This is a genomic window from Micromonospora sp. NPDC049900 (assembly GCF_044461025.1).
GTDB lineage: Bacteria > Actinomycetota > Actinomycetes > Mycobacteriales > Micromonosporaceae > Micromonospora.
In genome coordinates this window covers 484,977-503,049 of the sequence record NZ_JBITKM010000003.1, presented here as the reverse complement: position 1 = coordinate 503,049, position 18,073 = coordinate 484,977, and the positions used below count along the sequence as shown (strand labels likewise).

The 18,073-nt window shown below is 72.6% G+C and carries 3 protein-coding genes (1 of these 3 running past the window's edge); all 3 read right to left on the bottom strand.

The genetic code is table 11. From position 1 onward, the window contains the following. Positions 1-93: 93 nt before the first annotated feature. Complete coding sequence (gene eccCb / locus ACIBMZ_RS10335; RefSeq protein ID WP_396692269.1) at positions 94-4,143, bottom strand: type VII secretion protein EccCb; 4,050 nt, start codon at positions 4,141-4,143, stop codon at positions 94-96. Between the two features lie 73 nt (positions 4,144-4,216). Further along, positions 4,217-6,337 (bottom strand): hypothetical protein, encoded by a 2,121-nt coding sequence (locus tag ACIBMZ_RS10330; protein ID WP_396692268.1) that lies wholly within the window; start codon positions 6,335-6,337, stop codon positions 4,217-4,219. Between the two features lie 49 nt (positions 6,338-6,386). Beyond that, positions 6,387-18,073: the 3' portion of a hypothetical protein gene (locus tag ACIBMZ_RS10325; RefSeq protein ID WP_396692267.1), read on the bottom strand. Its footprint extends 36,976 nt past the window's final position; only the last 11,687 of its 48,663 coding nucleotides appear in the window; its start codon lies off the right edge, out of view; it ends in the stop codon at positions 6,387-6,389.

The following is an 18,073-nucleotide window of genomic DNA, read 5'->3' as shown; positions in this document are numbered from 1 at the left end:
GAACCGCCTACGCCGTCGGGCAGGGTGACTCGTTGCCGCTATCAGCTCGACAGGGCGAGAGACGGACGATCCGCCCCCTCTCGTCGGGTGCGGTCACGCCGGGGCGGTGTCGGGACCGTCCTGCTCGGGTGTCTCGGAAACGGGTGGCGGGAGCGCGACCTGGATCAGGCGGCCCGGTTGGGCCCGCTCGACGAGCGTGCCCCGACCGGGCGGGCGGGCGGCGGCGCGTTCGCTGCCCAGCACGACGCCCTCGCGGCTGTCGCCGGAGAGGATCAGGCCACTGCAACCCATCTCCTTGACCCGGTTGAGCAACGGATCGGCCATGGCCCGCGCCATGCCGCTGACCCGGCGGGCCAACACCAGGTGCAGGCCGATGTCGCGGGCCTGCGGCAGGAAGCGGGACAGCGGGGCGAGCGGGGCTGCGGAGCCGGTGGGCAGCAGGTCGTAGTCGTCGGCCACCACGTAGATGTCCGGGCCCTCCCACCAGTCCCGCTGGCGTAGCCGCTGCGGGCTGATCCCGGCCGGTGGCAGCCGCTCGGTGAGCTTCGCGACCACCTGCTGGACGTAGGCGCTGGCGGTGTCCGGGTCACCGGCGTAGGCGGCCAGATGGTCCTGCGGCACGGCGTCGAGCAGCGAGAGACGCGTGTCGAGCAGCACCACCCGCGCGTCCCAGGCGGACTGTCGTGCGCAGAGCGCCGCCAGCCAGGTACGCAGGGCCGACGACTTGCCGGAACCGGCATCGCCGAAGACGAGGAAGTGCGGGTCGTCGCGGATCAGGTCGATGGTCACCGGCTTCAGGTCGGACTCGCCGATCCCGATGGGTACGGCGGTCGGCGCGGCGTCCGGCGGCGCAGGCACGTCGGCGGCGTCGATCCGTGCCGGGAGCAGGCGTACCGGCGGGGCCGGGGGGCCGGACCAGCCGGCGGCGATCTTGCCGAGGACGTCCTGCTGGGCCGCGCGTAGACCGTCGACGCTGTCCTGGCCGTCCATCCGGGGCAGGACGAGCTGGAAGTAGACGCCGGGCTGGCTCAGACCCCGACCGGGCACCTTCGCCGGCACCCGGGCGGCGAGGCGGCGGTTCACCTCGGACTCGGCGGGATCGTTGAGACGCAGCTCGATCCGGGTGCCGATGCTGTCCCGCAGGGCGGGGCGGATGTCGTTCCACCGGCCGGTCGTGATGATCAGGTGTACGCCCACGCCGAGTCCCCGGGCGGCGATCTCGTTGATCACCGGGTCGGCCCAGTCGAACTCGGTCCGCAACGCGCCCCAGTTGTCGACGAAGAGGAAGACGTCGGCGGCGCGTACCCCCTCGGGCAGTTTGCCGGCGCGGCGAAGGTCGCGCAGGTCGGCGATGGAGTCCAGGCCGAGGGCGCGGAGCAGTTGCTCCCGTTCGCTGATCAGCGACCGTACCTCGACGATCATCCGACTCACCAGGTCACGGTCGCTGCGACCGGCCACCGAGCCGACGTGCGGCGCCTCGGCCATCGTGTGCAGCGTGCCGCCGCCGAAGTCCACGCAGTAGAACTGCATCTCGTCGGGGCTGTGGGTGAGCATCCCGGCGAGCATCAGGGTCCGCAGCAGCGTGCTGCGCCCGGTCTGGGGTGCGCCGACGATCGCGATGTTGCCGTGTGCCCCGCCGAAGTCCATCATCAGCGTTTCCTGCTCCTGCTTCAGCGGCAGGTCGAGCAGGCCGATGGGGACGGCCAACGAACCGGTCATCGGCCAGTGCTTCGCGCTGTAGCCCCGGCCGGGGTGGTGGGCGACCGGGCCGAGCAGGTGGTCCAGGGCGAGCGCCTTCGGCAACGGCGGCAGCCAGACCTGGTGCACCGGGCTGATGACCGAGGTGAGCCGGTCCACCACGATGCCCAGCTCGGTCTGGCCACCCCGCTCCGCTGCCGGTGGCGGCTCGTCCAGCTCTTCCTCGGTCATCCGGGTCATTCCCCGCAGCGGGAACTGCGCGACGGTGTTGCGGGGCTTCGCACCGCTGGCCCGTTCCCGTTCCTCGGCCGAGACGTAGCCAGCGGAGACGTGCGCGACCCGGAACCGCTGGTAGATCGACTCGTCCACCTTGAGGTACGCGGAGCCGGGAATCGGTGGCAGGTTGTACGCGTCGGTGGTGCCGATCACCGTACGGCTCTCGCTGGCGCTGAACGTACGCAGGCAGATGCGGTAGGACAGGTGGGAGTCCAGCCCGCGCAGTCGCCCCTCCTCCAGCCGCTGGGTGGCCATCAGCAGGTGCATGCCGAGGCTTCGACCGACCCGGCCGATCTGCACGAACAGCTCGGCGAAGTCCGGCCGACCGGAGAGCAGTTCACCGAACTCGTCCACCACGATCAGCAGGTACGGCAGCGGGTCGAGCGGACGGCCGTCGGTGCCGACGGCACCCTCCGCGCGGCGGCTCTGGTACTCGCGTACCGAGTCGATGTTGCCGGCGTCGCGCAGCATGCGTTGCCGGCGTTGCTGCTCGCCCATCAGCGCGGCGAGCACCCGGTCGATCATCGCGGCGTCGTCGGCCAGGTTGGTGATCAGACCGGCGACGTGCGGCAGCCCGGTCAACGGGGCGAACGCGGCACCGCCCTTGAAGTCGATCAGCACGAAGCTGAGCAGCTCCGGCGGGTGGGTCAGGGCCAGGCCGGTGACGAGCGTACGCAGCAACTCGCTCTTGCCGGAGCCGGTGGCACCGACGATCAGGCCATGCGGGCCCGAGCCGCCCTGCGCCGACTCCTTGATGTCCAGCACCAACGGGTGGCCGTCCCCGTCGGTGCCGATCGGCGCGCGCAGCAGCCGTGGGTCGCCGGCACCGATCCAGCGGCTGGTGATCTCGGAGTTCATCGGGTCGCCGCCGAGCACCATCTCGGTGAGCGAGACGGTGCGGGCGAGGACCTGCTCCCGTTCGTCGCTGAGCCGTAGCGGTGCCAGGGTCCGGGCGACCAGCTCGGCCATGCCCAGACTCACCCGGTCGACGTGGCAGTCGGTGGCGGGCGTGACGACCAGCTCCGCCCTGCCCTCCGTGGTGAGCTGGCCGTCCGCTCCACAGCGCAGCCGCAGGTTGACCCGGCTCGGTTCGTCGGACTCGCGCTGGACCAGGAAGACGAGCGTGATGCCGAGATGCGGACCGGCCCCGGCCAGCAGGGCGGCCATCAGCTCGCCACGCCCCCACTCGGAGAACGGGTCGAAGCTGGTGAACACCAGGATCAGCCGGGGCAGGGTCGGTCCGCCGGTGGTCGGGCGCCGGTTGCCCTGCTGGTCGAGTCGCCGCCGGAGTTCGGCCTCCAGGTAGTCGGTGAGCGCGGCCGGGCTCTCCCCGACCAGCGACAGCTCCCCCGCCTCGCCGCGCAGTTCCGGGTCGATGGTGTGCGGCAGCCACTTCGCCCACTGCCACTGGTCGTCCCCGCCGGCCTCCACCGCGACGAGCACGTCGTCCGGCGCGTGGAAGACGCTGACCTGGCAGAGCAGAGCGCGGGCGACCTCGGCGGTGGCCGGCGGCGGGCCGAGCAGGCTGATCACCCCGGCCCGGCCGATGTCGACCACCATCGGCTGCTCGGGTACCACGCCGAGTCGTTCCACCAGTCGTTCGGCGGCCTCCTGCGACTCCCAGTCGTAGTCGGTGAGCGGGTCGATCTTGGCGTCGAGCTCGATCGGGGTGGTCAGTCGGACCGTACCCCGGCCGAGCCGGACCTGGAGGAAGTCGGCGTCGTCGCGACGGCGTTCCCAGACGCGGTGGCCGCCGACGCCGATCGACCAGAGTCGGGCCGGCTCGGGGTTGGCCAGCGCGGAGGCGGCGCGTTGCGCGTTGGCGCTCTGTCGCGCCTGGTCCCGCACGAGCCGCAGGTGGCTGCGGTACCGGCGGCGCTGTTTGCGGGCCGTGACCCCTCGGGTACGCCGCTGCCCGAGGAAGAGGAAGACGACGGCGGCGATCGAGGAGAAGAAGAAGACCGAGCCGAGGATGATGGTCGCCGGCTGCCCGAAGCTGACCATGTAGGCGGCCATACCGACACTGCTGATCAGCGGCAGGACCAGGTTCCAGGCGTGCGAACCGGTCGAGGCGTCCGGCACCTCGGGAGGCACGGGCAGCACGATCCGGTCCGTCGGCAGCGCCGGCAGGATGTGGCGGGCCGGACGGTGGAAGGCCACCCGGCTCATCCGGCCACGCTCCGCTCGTTCATGTCCTCCACGACGGGCCGGGGTGACCTCCCGTTCAGTCGCCGGGACGGGCTCATCTGTCCGGGTCGGGACAGGTCATGATCGCTTTCTGGATCTGCGCGAGGGGTTCCCGGTGCCCCTCGGACACCAACGGCACGAGCGCGTTGATCTTGCGGATCCAGTTCGTCCGGACCCCACCCGTGCTCGGCAGGTCGTCCTTGAACTCCCAGATGGCGGTCGTCACCTCCTCGGCCGATCGATTGCCCTCGATCAGGTCGCCGATCGCGCCCAGGATCGCGTGGCTGGCCCGGTCGTCGAACGACACCCCGGCAAGGTCGGCGAGCATCGGTGCCATCGCGCCGAGCTGCGCTGCGGAGCCGGCGGCACCGGCCGCGCCACCGGCACCGGCCGCACCCCGGGTGCCAGCCGCGCCGCCGGGCCGGGCCGGGCCGTCGAGAAGCAGAGGCTTGGCCAGGCTGAGCACCGCGTGGTAGCCAGCGAGCGACGGGACCCGGTTCACCGCATCGCGCAACTGGGAGTGCTGGTCGGGCAGGGCCGGTCCGGCGCGGTCCAGCCCGGACACGATGGCCTGCGGATCGGTCAGCGAGGCGGACAGGAACGACACCACCGGGACGGTCGGCGGCGTGAACGCGGGAGCCCGGCGCAGACCGGTAGCCGCCTCGATCAGGTCCACGCTGAGCGCGTCCACGACGGGCGGTGCCGCCTGGCCACCCCCGCCCGGGGAGCCACCCGGTCGCCGCGCCGTCCACGCGCTGCCCAGGTTGAGCAGCGGCATTACGCCCGCACCCGGCGCGGAGAGCCCGGGTGCCTCGTACACCAGCGGCGCTCCGTACTCGTCGAGCACCCTGGTGAGTTCCGGCGACGCGGACGCGCGGGTGTAGACGACCGGCACCGGATCGTGACCGCCGGCCAGCACCGACTGACCCAGGTACACGAAGAGGCGCCGGTTCAGCAGCGACACCTGCTCCGGGGAGGGCTTCCGACCGGGCCGTTCGGTGGCCAGCACGATGATCGGCTGGTCGAGGTACTCGGCCGCCTCCGCCAGTACGCGCAGGTGGGGCGTGGAGACCGCCGCCGCCGGGCCGATGATCTCCAGTACCCGGCCCGTGCCGTCGGCCGCCTGCCAGGTGTAGGGCGTCACCTCGTTGCGGGTGGTCTCCGCCCAGGAGGGGCCGGTGGACACCGCGGCCGAGCTACCAGTCGAAGCCGCAGCGATCTGGATCAGTCGCTCCTCGACGCTCATCGGCTCCCCGGGGTACCGGGCGAGTCGGATCCGGCCGGATTCGGTGGCGGGCAGCAGCACCGACCCGTCCGGGCCGAGCAGCGAGAGGCTGCGGGCCTCATCGTTGACCGCCAGATGGATCGACTCGCCGTCCGGGCCGTCCACGACGACCACGGCGTGCGCGCCGGCACCGGCCTGGTCCATCCGGTACGCCAGGTCGACGTACCCGGTCGGCTCGTCCACCCGCTCGGCGCCGGTCGCCGCGAGGGCGTCGTCGCCGGACCCGCCGAACCGCAGGCCGTGGGCACGCAGTGCCGCGCGGTACCGGTGGTTGGTCAGGGCAGCCGGCAGGCCGACCTCGACACCGTCGGCGAAGAAGACGATCCGCCCGGACAGGTACGGCTTCCCGGACAGCATCTCCAACGCCTCGGCGGGTACGTCCGCCCAGGGCGACGGCTCGCGGTGTGACATCGGCGCCAGCCGCACCGTGACGCCGGTGCCGGGGGCGGTGATCCGGCCCTCGGCGTCCAGGTCGACGACGCGATGCGGGCCGTACGGCACCGGCTCGTCGTCGCTGTCGAGCTGGGTGCGCAGCACCTGCGCCGGTAGTCGCAGGTCGTCGGCCCACTCCGCCAGAGCCGGCAGGTTCACCGGCCCGGCTGACTCCGGCCAGTGCACCGGAGTCAGATCGAGGTCTTCGGCCGACTGCCGGGCCAGCATGCGACGCAGCAGCTCCGAGTCCTCCTGTGGGAACAGCGGTGTGGCCAGCGGGCCGGAGACCCTGGCAGCGGCAGCGGCCCACTGGAGGAACGGGTCGTCGGCCGTGGGGATCTCGTCGGTTACGACCGCCATCGCCCCGCCGGGCAGGAACACCGTGCGTCCGTCGGCGCACAGCTCCGCCATCGGACGGGTGATCAGGGGAAGGTGGGTGACCACGCCACGGCTCCTCATCGTCTCCCCGTCACCGTGGCATCCCGGACGGGACGCGCGACAGTCCCCGTTATGGCCGCGGGGACGTCCCCGGCGGGCAGACGAAGAGCGATTGACTGAGCGCGGCCAACTGTTCGTCGTGCTCCGGCATGCGTGACCCCAGCGTGCGGAGGTACCGGCTCGCGTCCAGCTTGTGCGGTTCGAGAGCGACGACGAGGTCGACCGGCATGACGTGGAGGCCCGGCCGACCGTCGAGGATGGCACCTACCCGATCCAGCAACGCGACGGCTGCCCGTTCGACGCTCGTCGGGCCCGCGTCGTGGACCCGATCGGAGAGCATCCGGATCGTGGCCGTATCACCACCACCGATGGAGCGGACCAGCAGATTGGCGCGGGCTGCGGCATCCCCCGACCCGGGGGAACCGGACCGGGGAACGGAGGCGACGGTTCCCGCCGCGGCTGTCGGAGACACGGGACGCCGGGTCGGCGAGGCTGCCCGGAGGTCTACCAGCGTCGCAAGGTCCCCGCCACGCGCCGACCTCCCCAGTGCCTGTCGGGCGAAGGTGATGAGGTCGACCAGTTCGGGATAGGCGTCCGCATCGCGCCTGTCGGCATCACGTACCACGTCCGTGAGTGCCTCCAGATCGACGTAATTCGCCGCCAGGGCGAGACCGTTCGCCCGTATCCACAGTGTGGTCATCTCCACCAGCACGGGCCAGCGGGCGGTGGCAACGGGACGGAGAACCTGGGTGAGGCGGCTCACCCCGAACACGTCCTCCGCATTCGCCCGGTTCCCGAAGACGAAGATGATGTCATCGGCGAGGAAATCGATCTCCTCGGCGACATCACCCCGCGGCTGGATGAGAAGACGACTCAGCGAGCGGAGGTGTACCGGCCGGATCTCGCCGAGCATCGGCAGACGCCGCCGCAGCAGGTCGACGACCGCCCGCTGCAACGCGGAGGGCTGGTCCAGCGGCAGCCCCTGCGGCAGGACGGTGAACAACCGCGCCAGACCGACCAGGTCCGGCTCTCGGAGATACGTCCCGAAGACGGCCTGACTCAGCCGCTCCATTTGCAGGAATCGGCTCTTCACCTCGGTGGGCGTCATGGGTGTCTGGAACGTCGCGACGACGTCGATGGCGACCCTCGCTCGGCTGACCTCGGCCGCATTCAGGTCACCGACCAGAAGTCCCTGCGCCAACAGGACCGGCACGGCACGGCTGAGTCGCGAGATGTCTCCCGCCTTGAACTCGCCACCGAAGATCATCTCGGCTCTGGTCACGTGGTTGCGGAGAGCTGCACGATTCCGTTTCGGCGAGTCGGTGGGGCTCATCAACGCCTCCAGTGCCGCCAGGTCGCCAGACGACAAGGTGACCGGAGGCGTACGCACACCGAGCAGACGACCGACCGAGTCCTCGACCTGGTCCCACGTGTACGGACGGTGATCGCGGCCCAGCACCAGCAGGAGTCGGCTCATCCGCACCAGGTCGTTCGTGGTGAACCTAGGCCCGAAGACGGGAGCGGTGAGGTAGGCGATGTCGTACAGCACCTGTTCCGCATCCGCGTCGCCGGGCGGATCGGCCTCCACCCCCAGGTTCCGGGCCAACTCCGTGATCCGGTGCGCGCCCCCGGCCACGTCCGCCAGCCGATCGGCAACCTGCCGGACCGGCACCCGCTCCGGTGCGGTGTTCGCCCCACGGAACCGGTCACTGGGCTGCGCCCGCCGCAGTGGCGGCCACAGTTGGTCGTCCGCTACCCGGACCCAGGCATTCGGGAACCACCGCTGGACCTTGTGCGCGGCCGGTCCGGCCAGGTCTGCTCCGCGCACGTCCACCATGGTGATCCGCCGTCGTAGCGCCGGGTCCAGTCGCAGGTTCACGCTCTCTAGCAGGCCCATCGCCAGAACCGGTCGACGTTCCTCCGGGACCTGCGCCAACAACGGCGCGACCACCGACAGGGAGAGCCGGCCGGGTTGGTCCTGGAGGCCTTCCACCAACCGCAACGTGCCCTGCCAGATGCGTCGCAGGTCGGTCGCCTCTCGGCCCGCCTCCTCGGCCGAACGGTCCAGTGACGCCAGTTGACGGACGAGATCGCTCTCCACCTCGACGAGATCGACCGCGCTGAACAACTTCTGCACCGAGCGTTCGAGGACGATCCGCCGGTAGCCTCTACGCACCCTCCGTCGGAGCCACTCCTCGTCCTGCTCGACCTCGGCGCGGAACCATGGCCTGTAATGGCCGAAGCCCCGGCCCTCCCCGACCCGCAACGCCACGTGGGTCAGATGCCCTTCGTTGGTGTCGACCGTGGTGAACTCCGTGGTGATGCCAAGCGCCTCGGCCACTCCGATGATCCGGCCGGGATTCGGGCGAAGGACGTTGTCCAGCAGATCCCGCACCGTGAACCTTCCGCCCGGCATCCGGTCGTCCAGCAGGTTCCGCAACCCACCCGGGGGCACGTTCAGGTCCAGCTTGCCCCCGTAGTGCCGACGATAGTGGTCGGCGAACAGGCGTTGGATCCGTGCGGCGTTCGTCGCCAGGTACTGCCGCAACTCCTGTGGAAGCGCCATCAGCGCGGCATGGAACGTCTCCCGGGTGGACCACAGCAGCAGGTTCTTCGACATTTTCGTGACCTGATAGAACCTCGATGCGACGGCACCGACCCGCGTGTACTCGTGGGCCAGGTAACCCGCGAGGGTCGTGGCCAGGGAGGGCAGGTCCAGATCGGGGCGCAGGCCGCCGTTGAACTCCGTGGCGATCAGCCCGCCGAAATCCAGACCTTCGTCGATCAGGGCCAGCATGCTGACGGGCGTTTCGGGATGGTGCCGTCGTTGATAGTCGACGAGGTCCTGCAGGAAGCGGAACATGTCCTCGACCGGCAGACCGTAATTGTGCTGTGCATCCACGGCGTAGTGCCGGCCGGGAACGATCGACAGTTGCCGGAAGTAGGAGTCGACCGACCAGTCCGAGAAGGCCTCGCCGAGCGTGGCGCGCCGCGATGCTCGCCGAATCGCGTCGGCAGTCGTCCGGGCCACGGAGTGCGGGTCTGCACCCACCTCCTCGTCGTCCAGCACGAGTGTCGCCGGTTCGACGATCTCCAGCAGCGTGCCCCACCGTCCGTCCGCGTCGAGACGGAAACCGTCCCTCGACGTCGCGATCCGTCGGGCGTTGCCAGGCGACGTGTCACCGGGCCACCTGAGCTCGGCCACCTCAAGTTCCTTGCCGCCCCGCCCGCCACGCAGCCGACCGAGGGCCTCCCACCGGCCGTTGCCCGACCACCGGTAGTCCCGGTCCGGCAGCCCGGTCTCAGGATCGAGGCCGTGCAGATCGCTCCCGTCGACCACCACCGGCACCGGCCGGAAGGTCGTGCCGCCCGGTCCCGTGTCGGCGACGAAGATGACGGCGGAGGTGTCCGGCGACTCCTCCGCTTGCGCCGCCATCCTGCGCCGGAGCCGGTCGGCCTCTCGGCGAGCTGCGGCGGCCAGCACGTTCGCGCCCGACGCGAGACGCGTCAGCTCGACCAGTGCGCGGTGCCGCGCGAGGGCCGGTGTCGCTGCCGTACCGGTCGCCGACGCCGCCGGGTCGTTCTTCTCGCTGCTGCCGACGGCACTCACCGCCCGGGGCGGCTGTACCTCGAAACCCAGGCGGAGTCGGTGGTCGAGTTCGTGGGCCCCGGCCCGCAGCACCGGGAACCAGATGGTGCCGAGGCCGACCGGCCGGAACACCACCGGCCCGTCGAACGCGTCCGGGTCGGCGGCCCGGAGTCGGTCGAGCAACACGGTCAACCAGGCCGCCCCACCGGGCACGCCCACCGCCGGCTCCTGCGGCCGGGGCCTGCCGTCCTCGTCCGCCGGGTAGCCGACCACCACCCCGTCCGGCGACGGCTCCTCGGCACCGACACCGCCGAGCGCCCACACCCGTCCCTCGGACAAGGATCGCGCCGAGCCGATCCAGTCGTCGACGGTGCGGTAGATGTGCGCCACCCGCCGCGCCACCTCGTCTGCGTCGGCCGCGCCGGGGACCAGCTCCAGAGCCGTCACCAGCCAGTCCAGCGCCAACGGCTCGTCCGGTGCCGGTGCGGGCAGGCCCCACAGCCGGTGCACGAGGGCGGTGAGGCGGGCCGGCTCCACACCGCCGGTCGGCCCGTCCAACGCGAGTAGCCGCCCCGCTGCGGCCAACCGGGGCCAGCTCAACCCACCGATGCCGTACGCGAGCGCGGCGACGAACCCGGCGTCGAGCAGCGCCGAGGGACGGTCCGGGTCGACACCGACCGCTTCGGCCAGGTGCGACCAGGCCAGGCGGACCGCAGGTGGCTCGCTCGACGTGGTGCCCGCCTGGTCACCGATGGCGCGTACCAGGTCGGGCAGACCGAAGGCGATGCCACCGTCGTCACCGGGCCACTGGTAACGGCCCGGGTCGACCGCTCCGAACAGGGCCTCGACCAGGTCCGAGGTGTCCGCCGTCGGTGCGAGTCGATCGGGGAAGGCCGGTCGACCGGCCACTGCGTTCGCCACGCGCAGCGGGTGCGGGTGGACACTGTCGCCCCCGGTCAGGGCACGGCTGACCCGGCGGGCGAGCACCACCGCAGCCCAGGGTGCGGGCTCGTCCGTCGGTCCCGTCTCCAGGGTCAGCTCGTCGTCGAGCGTCAGCCACCAGTCGTTGTGGTCGGTGAGCAGGTGGTCGCCACTCCGGCTGGACGACAGGGTCAGGCCCGGACCGGGCCGCAACTCCGAGTACGCCGCCGCGCGGGACGGCCGGAACTCGAACTCGGTGGCCGTCGCACCGAGGCTGTCCCACCCGCCGGCACGCAGCGGACGGATCCACCCCGATCGCACCGGCACCTCGGCCAACGCATCGCGGCCCAACAGCAACGACCGGCTCCCGCCGAGTTGGTCGGCCAGTTCCACGGCCTGATCGGTCGCCAGCGGTGCCGCCGGCAGCACCTCCACCATCGCGTGTGCCCTGAAGTGATCGGGCAGCACGTCCAGCGCCGCGTGCACCGCCGATGCGGTGGCAGCCGCCCGGGCGTCCACCACCACCCGCAGGCGGCTCGGGTGCGCCGGGCGTTCCGGCAGGTCACCGAGGGCCTGGCGGTCGGGGCCGACGTAGAGGCCGTCGGGGCGGGCCAGCAGGCGCTGTCCGGGCGGTGCGGTGAGGTCCACGTCGGCCAGGTCCACCCGCCAGTCCCGGGCCGAGCCGAAGGCCGACGAGGTCAGCTCCAGCTCGTCCGCCTGCGTCTGGGCCAGTGACGCGAGGTGCAGGGCGGAGGCGGTCGTCGCGCGCTCCCAGATCTCCTCGCGGGCAGCACCGAGCCAGGCCAGCGTCCGGGGGCTGAAGCCGGGCGTCTCCGTCGCGTCGGCGAGCCGCCGGTCGGCGTCGCGGCCGTCCTGGAGGAGCTGCTCCCGGGCCGGCCGACGAACCGCGTCGCCCTGGTCGGGGTCGTACAGGTCCTGCCGGAGCGCCGTGGCCAGCCCGTGCCGAACGTCGTCGACGGGCAGCGGGTCGGTGCGGGCCGCGTCCAGCACCGCATCGTCGGTCACCCCCCGCGTGACCTGCTGCCAGTGGTCGTCGCCGGTGCCCGCGACCAGTCGGTACACGAGGAAGTGCTGCGCGGCGGCCAGCATCTCCCGCCGCAGCCCGACGAGCATCTGGTCCGGCTCGTCCAGGACCACCCGCACGGTCCAGGTGGGGCGGTCGAAGACCGCGCCGGGGACGCCGTCGGTGTCCGGTGGCAGCAGTTCGACCGAGGGCGGCGGCATCTGCTCGGTGGTCGCGAGGTGGTCGGCCAGTTCCCGCAGGACGTCCTCGGCGGCGGCGACCGTGATGTCGGTCGGATAGCCGTTGACCTGCGGGCCAGCCGCCAACCCGGCGCGGAGCAGCGTGTCGAAGTGGGTCCGGGCCAGGTCGTGGGAGGCCCGCTGCACCTCGGGAGCGGCCATCGGGAACCCGCTCGCCGGGTGCGGGTCGACCGAGGTTGGCGGTGCCGACGGCTGCCCGGCGGTCGGCACCTCGGTCAGCTCGGGGCCGATCCGCGTCGGATCGCCGCCGTCGGCCGGGTACCGCCAGAACGCCGCCAGATCATGCCGCAGCGTGTACTCGCCGGTCGGGTCGAACCCGACGTGCAGCGCCCGCAGCCGCCCCGGCTCGCTCTGCACCCAGCCGTCGCTGGCGTACACGTCCACGCCCAGGATGCGGCGGAGCGTGTCGGCGAGGCGGGTCGACCAGGAGTCCGTCGCGCAGTCGCAGATCGCCAGCGCCAGCGGCTGTCCCCGCCACCCCGGCGTCATCCGGACGATCTCGGCGAACCGGGCCACCGAGACGTGCCGGCCGTTGACGCGTACGCCTCGGGCGTCGCCGTGCACCGCGGCCACGAAGGCGCCGGGGATGGCCGACAGCGACTGCGGCACGGCCGCTTCCGGGCCGCTCGCCTCGGGTGACCAGTACCGCCCGCCGGGGAAGCCGACGCCCGCATCGGCGAACTCTGCACCGACGCCGTCGTGCCGCGCGGGCGTGGACGGGGCCGGCAGGTCGCCGTCGTCCGACGCGCGCGACGTCTCGTCGACCGCCCACACGTCGCCGGACACCTGGTCACCGACCCGGTCCTTGCGGCTGCCGCGCGATGTCGCCGCGGAGTCCCCGGCCGTGCCCGGCGTGCTGCCCACCGCCGCCCAGGCCGCCGGGAGATCCGCCACCCGCACCGGCCGGTCGCCTCGCGTGGTCTTGGCGTGCTCCACGGCTGCCAGCAGCCGCCTCAGCTCGTCGGGGGTGACCGTTGCCGAGTCGCCGGCGCGCAGCGCCCACACCGCAAGGTCGAAGCGGTTGCCCCACCGGACCGGGGACCGGTCCTCCTCCGACAGCGCGGCCGACAACCGGCGCACCGACGCGACATGGGTGACGGTGGTCCGCGCGCCGAACAGTGCCCGCGCCCACACGCCAATGGTGAGCAACGACTCCTGCTCGTCGCCGTCCGCCGGCAGGCCCTCGTTGAGTAGCCGGCCGAACCGCTTCCGCAGGCTGGTCCCGTGTCTCAGACCGGTCTGTTGCGCCAGCCAGCCCGGTTCGGCGTCCAACGGAGCGAGACCCGTCAGCCAGTCACGCAGGGTCTGCCGCCAGTTCTGCGCCAGTTCCAAGGCCGCCGGGTTGCCGGCCGGGTCGAACGCCCACACCTGGCGCCGGAGCCACCGCGCGTCCGCGTCGGTCCCGCCATGCGCGAGGATGGCCCGCGCCACCGCCCTGATCTCGGCGACGCTGCCCGTCCAGAGCGGGTCGTCGGCGAAGATCTCCCGCCGTACGGCGACGACGAGTTCATCCCGGTCGACCGGCGGTCGACCGATCTCCAGTGCCTGTACCAGGTGCACCAGTCCGGCCAGGTCCCCCTCCATCGGCTGCGGATCGTCCGACGAGCCGAACACGGACCAGACGGACCGGAGGGTGTCGCGCACGGCGACGACGCCGTCGTCGGCAGCCTGCCGGACCACCCGGGTCAACGCCTGAAGGTCGACGTCGGCCAGTCGGAGCGGTCCGTGGCCGGCCGGTGCCTCCAGGTACCGCACCAGATCGACGACGTCGTCCAGCCTGAGGTTCCATCGGCGGGGGCCGGCCAGGAGGCCGATCAGGCGTCCCAGTCCGACCATGTCGTCGGCGGTGGCCGTCCGGCCGAACAGGACGCTGGTGTCCCGGGCCAGCATGTGGAGCATCTCCACCGCTTCGTCGCGGAAGTGATGCAGGGTCCGGGCCAGCCAGCTCAGGTGTCGCGGCTGCACCTCGGAGATCCGCAGATGCTCGAAGACCAGCCGTCGCAACGGTGGGATCAGGGCGGCCGGATCGTCGAGTCTCGGCCGGTCCGGCAGCACGGAGACCAGCCGGGCCGTACCGACGAGGTCCGCCGCCTTGGCCTCGTCGTCGAAGAGCCGCGCGGAAAGTGCCCGCACCTCGCGCAGCAGGTCGACCGTCACCGGTTCGCGCTTGTCCAGGTCGGTGATGAGCGTGGCCGTCAGGGCGACGTCGGTCCCGCGAAGCTTTGCCGGGTCACCGCCGGTGACGGCGGCGACGGCCTGCCGCAGGTCGGTCTCCCCGACGAAGGTCCGCCCGGTGAACACCCCGATGGTCCGCCCCAACCGGGCCAGGCTGCCCTCGCGCGGCTCGGCGCCGTACACCCAGCGGGCCAGCGCCGCCGCCGTACGCAGAAGTGCGTCCGCTGCCCGCCGGTCGCCGTCCGCCAGGACCTTCAGCAACCAGCGGACGTCCGGCACCGACAGGGTCACGGTCCATGGCTGGTCGGCGGAGAGCCGGCCGACCGCCGCTTCGAGGTCACCCCAGGTCACCACGCGACGCTCCGGGCGCAGCGCCGTCAGCAGCTCGGCGAGGCGCTCCAGGTCGGCCCGGTCGAACGTGGACCCGGACACCGCCGCGGTCAGGTACGCCAGATCGTGCAGCGCCTCCCGGACGTCGGCGCCGGTGGTCGGGTCGTCGGTCAGTCCCAGACCGCGCGCGAACCCGGCCACCCGGTGTCGGTCCCCGGCCAGCTCGTCCAGGCGCCGGGCCACCTCGCGCACCGGCACCCGGACCGGCGCGCTGTTGGCACCAGCGAACCGGTCGCTGACCTGCGTCCAGGTGGGTGGGAACTGGACCGGCTCGTCGACGACGCGCAGTTCCGCCTTCGGGAACCACTGGTGGACCTTGGGCCACGACCGCTCGGGCAGGTCGACCGCGCGCAGGTCGACGATCTGGATCCGGCGGCGCAACGCGGGGTCGAGCCGCAGGTGCACGCTCTCCAGCACTGCCGTCGCCAGGTCGACGCGCCGCTGCGGCGGCACCCGGTCCAGCACGTCGCCGGCCGCCGAGAGGTCGAGCCGGTCCGGGTGTTCCAGCAACCCGGTCAACAGCCCCAGCGCCCCCTGCCAGACCGGTCCCGGCCCGGACGGGCCGCCCGGAGCCGGTTCACCGGACGCCACCTGGCGCCGCAGGTCCGCCACCAGGTCGGCCAGCTCGACGGTGGGCGGAGCGGCCGACGCCGTACGCGCGAAGGCGACCTTCTGATATCCCCGGCGTACCCGCCGCCACAGCCATCGGCCGTCGCGTTCGAGGAGCGAGGAGAACATCGAGTGCGCCAGCCCGAAGTTCCGCCCCTCGCCGACGCGCAGCCCGACATGGCGCAGGTGGCCCTCGTTGGAGTCGATCTCGTCGGTGTAGGTCCGGATGTTCAGCGCCTCGGCCGGGGTGATCACGCGGTCGGGGTTGGGGCGCACCACGTTGTCGAGCACCTGGCGCAGGGTGAACGACTTGCCCGGCACCGCGACGTCCAGCAGGTCTGCGCCGCGTCCGGCCTTCGTCAACTGGTCGGCGTGGTGGATCCGGTATCGCGCGACGAACTGCTCCTGCACCCACTCGGCGTGGGTGTGCAGGTAGCGTCGCAACTCGGCCGGAAGCGCGGCGAGCGCGGCCCGCCAGGTCTCCCGGGTGGCCCAGAGCAGCAGGTTCTTCGGCCGGTGTTCCTCGGTGTGGTACGCCGACGCGACCGCGCCCACCCGGGTGTACTCCTGCGCCAGGTAACCGGCCAGGGTGGTGGCGGGCGACGGCCGGGTCAGGTCCGGCTTCACGCCGCCGTTGAACGCGGTGGCGACCTGCTCACCGAAGACGAGGCCCTGCGTGGTCAGCGCGGCTGCCTTCGCGAACGCCTCGTTCCTGGCCTGGTCGCGGTAGTCGACCAGGTCCCCGAGGAACTCGTGCATGTCCTCGACCGGGAAGCCGTAGTTGTGTTGCACGTACGGCCGCCCGTTCAGCGGGCTGAGCTCTGTCTCCCGCATGTCCGGTTCGACGGCGTAGTCGGCGAAGACGGAACCGAGCCGGCCCGGCCAGTTGACCCGCCGGATGGCCTCGGCCGTGGCGGGCAGCACCCGGGCGGGATCGGCGCCGACCACCTCGTCGTCGAGCACGAGCAGTGGCGGCTCGACGACCTCCAGGATGCCTCCGGCGTCACCGTCGGCGTCCAGCCGGAGTCCGTGTGGTGAGCGGGCGATGTCCCGGCGGCCTCGCCCTCGGCCCGGGTCGGTGCGTTTGAGGAGAACCGGCAGCTCCAGCTCCCGGCCCCCCCGTCCGCCCCGCAGTCGCAGGATCGGCTCGGTGTGCGCGCGGGGTGGCTGCACCAGGAGGCCCTGCGACAGCCGGTGGTCGAGTGCGGCGGCCTGCCGACGCAGTTCCGGAAGCCACCGGGCGTCGATGCCGACCGGCCGGACCACCACCGGGCCGCCGAACAGGTCGGGATCGGCGGCGCGTGCCCGGTCGAGCAGGACCGCCAGCCAGCCCGCCGCAGCAGGCACACCGATCGCCGGGTCCAGGGGTCGTGGCCGACCGTCGTCGTGGGACGGGTAGGCGATCACCACCGCGTCCGACCACGGGTCCTCGGGGCCGGCATCGCCGACCGACCACACCCGACCGCCGAACAGGGGACGGGCCGAGTCGATCCAGGCGTCGACCGTCGCGTAGAGCTGCCGCCGGCGGTGGCCCAGCTCGGCGAGATCGGCGGCGCCCGGAGCCAGTTCGACGGCGACCACCAGCCAGTCCCGGGCCAGGGGTGCGGCCGGGTCCGGGTCGGAGAGCCCCCACAGCTCGTGCAACAGGGCGTTGAGCTGAGCCGGGCTGCGATACCAGGCGTCCGCCGGACCGGCGGAGAGCCCTCGGTCGAGGGCGACGAGCTGCCGGGCAGCGGTCAGCCGGGCCGAGGTCAGGCCGCCGATGCCGTACGTGAGCGCGGCCACGAAACCGACGTCGAGCAGCGCCAGCGGGTCGCCGGAGCCGATGCCGACGGATTCGGCCAGCCGCGCCCACGCCTCGCGGGCGGTGTCCGGCGGCGCATCCGGCGCGACACCGGCCAGGTCACCGAGCGCGTACACCAGGTCCGGCAGCGCGAACCCGAGATCGCCGGCAGCGCCGGACCAGGCGTAGCGTGCCGGGTCGACCGGGCCGAGCAGGTCCGGGCCGACGGCGTCCGGCGCGGACGACGTGGGCATCGGCGGCGGTGCGGCCACCTCGTCCGGCGTGCGCAGCGGCACCGGGTGGAGGTCGTCTCCCCCGGCCAGTGCCCACGCGACGCGGCGGGCCTGCGCCAGCGCCGCCCACGGGACCGGGCCGGGCACGGCGCCGTCCAGCGACAGCTCCTCGTCCAGGATCAGCCAGCGGTCGCGCTCACCGGCGAGCCGGTAGGTCCCGTCCGACCGACGGGGCAGGTGCAGGGACGGGCTGAGGCGCAGCGTCGACGGCGGTGCGGCGTCCCTCGGGCGGAACTCGAACTCGGTGGCCGTCGCGACGAGGCTGTCCCAACCTCCGGCGCGTAGCGGCCGGACCCGCTCCGACCGGGCCGGTACGCCGGTCACCGCGTCCCGGCCGAGCAGCAGGGACCGGCCGGAGCCGCCGAGCCGGTTCGCCAGCTTGATCGTCCTGGCGGTGTCCAGCGGTGCGGGCGGTAGCAGTTCCACCATCACCCGGTCCGCGAGGTGACCGGGCAGTGCCTGCACCGCCGCCCACACCTGCCGCCGTGCCCTGCGGAGCGACCCGGCGTCCCGGGCGTCCACCACCAGGCGCAGCCGCGACGGATGTGCCGGGCGGTCCGGTAGCTCACCCAGCCGCTGCATGTCGGGGCCGACGTACAGACCGCCGGGCCGGGGCAGCAGCAACTGGCCGGGCGGTGCGTCGAGGTCGGCGCCGAGCAGGTCCGTGCGCCAGTCCCGGGCCGAGCCGAGCTGCGACGCGACGAGTTCGAGCG

Bases quoted from the DNA above. Each gene is read 5' to 3' on its own strand.
- eccCb (WP_396692269.1), bottom strand. From the start codon at position 4,143: ATGAGCCGGGTGGCCTTCCACCGTCCGGCCCGCCACATCCTGCCGGCG.
- ACIBMZ_RS10330 (WP_396692268.1), bottom strand. From the start codon at position 6,337: ATGAGGAGCCGTGGCGTGGTCACCCACCTTCCCCTGATCACCCGTCCG.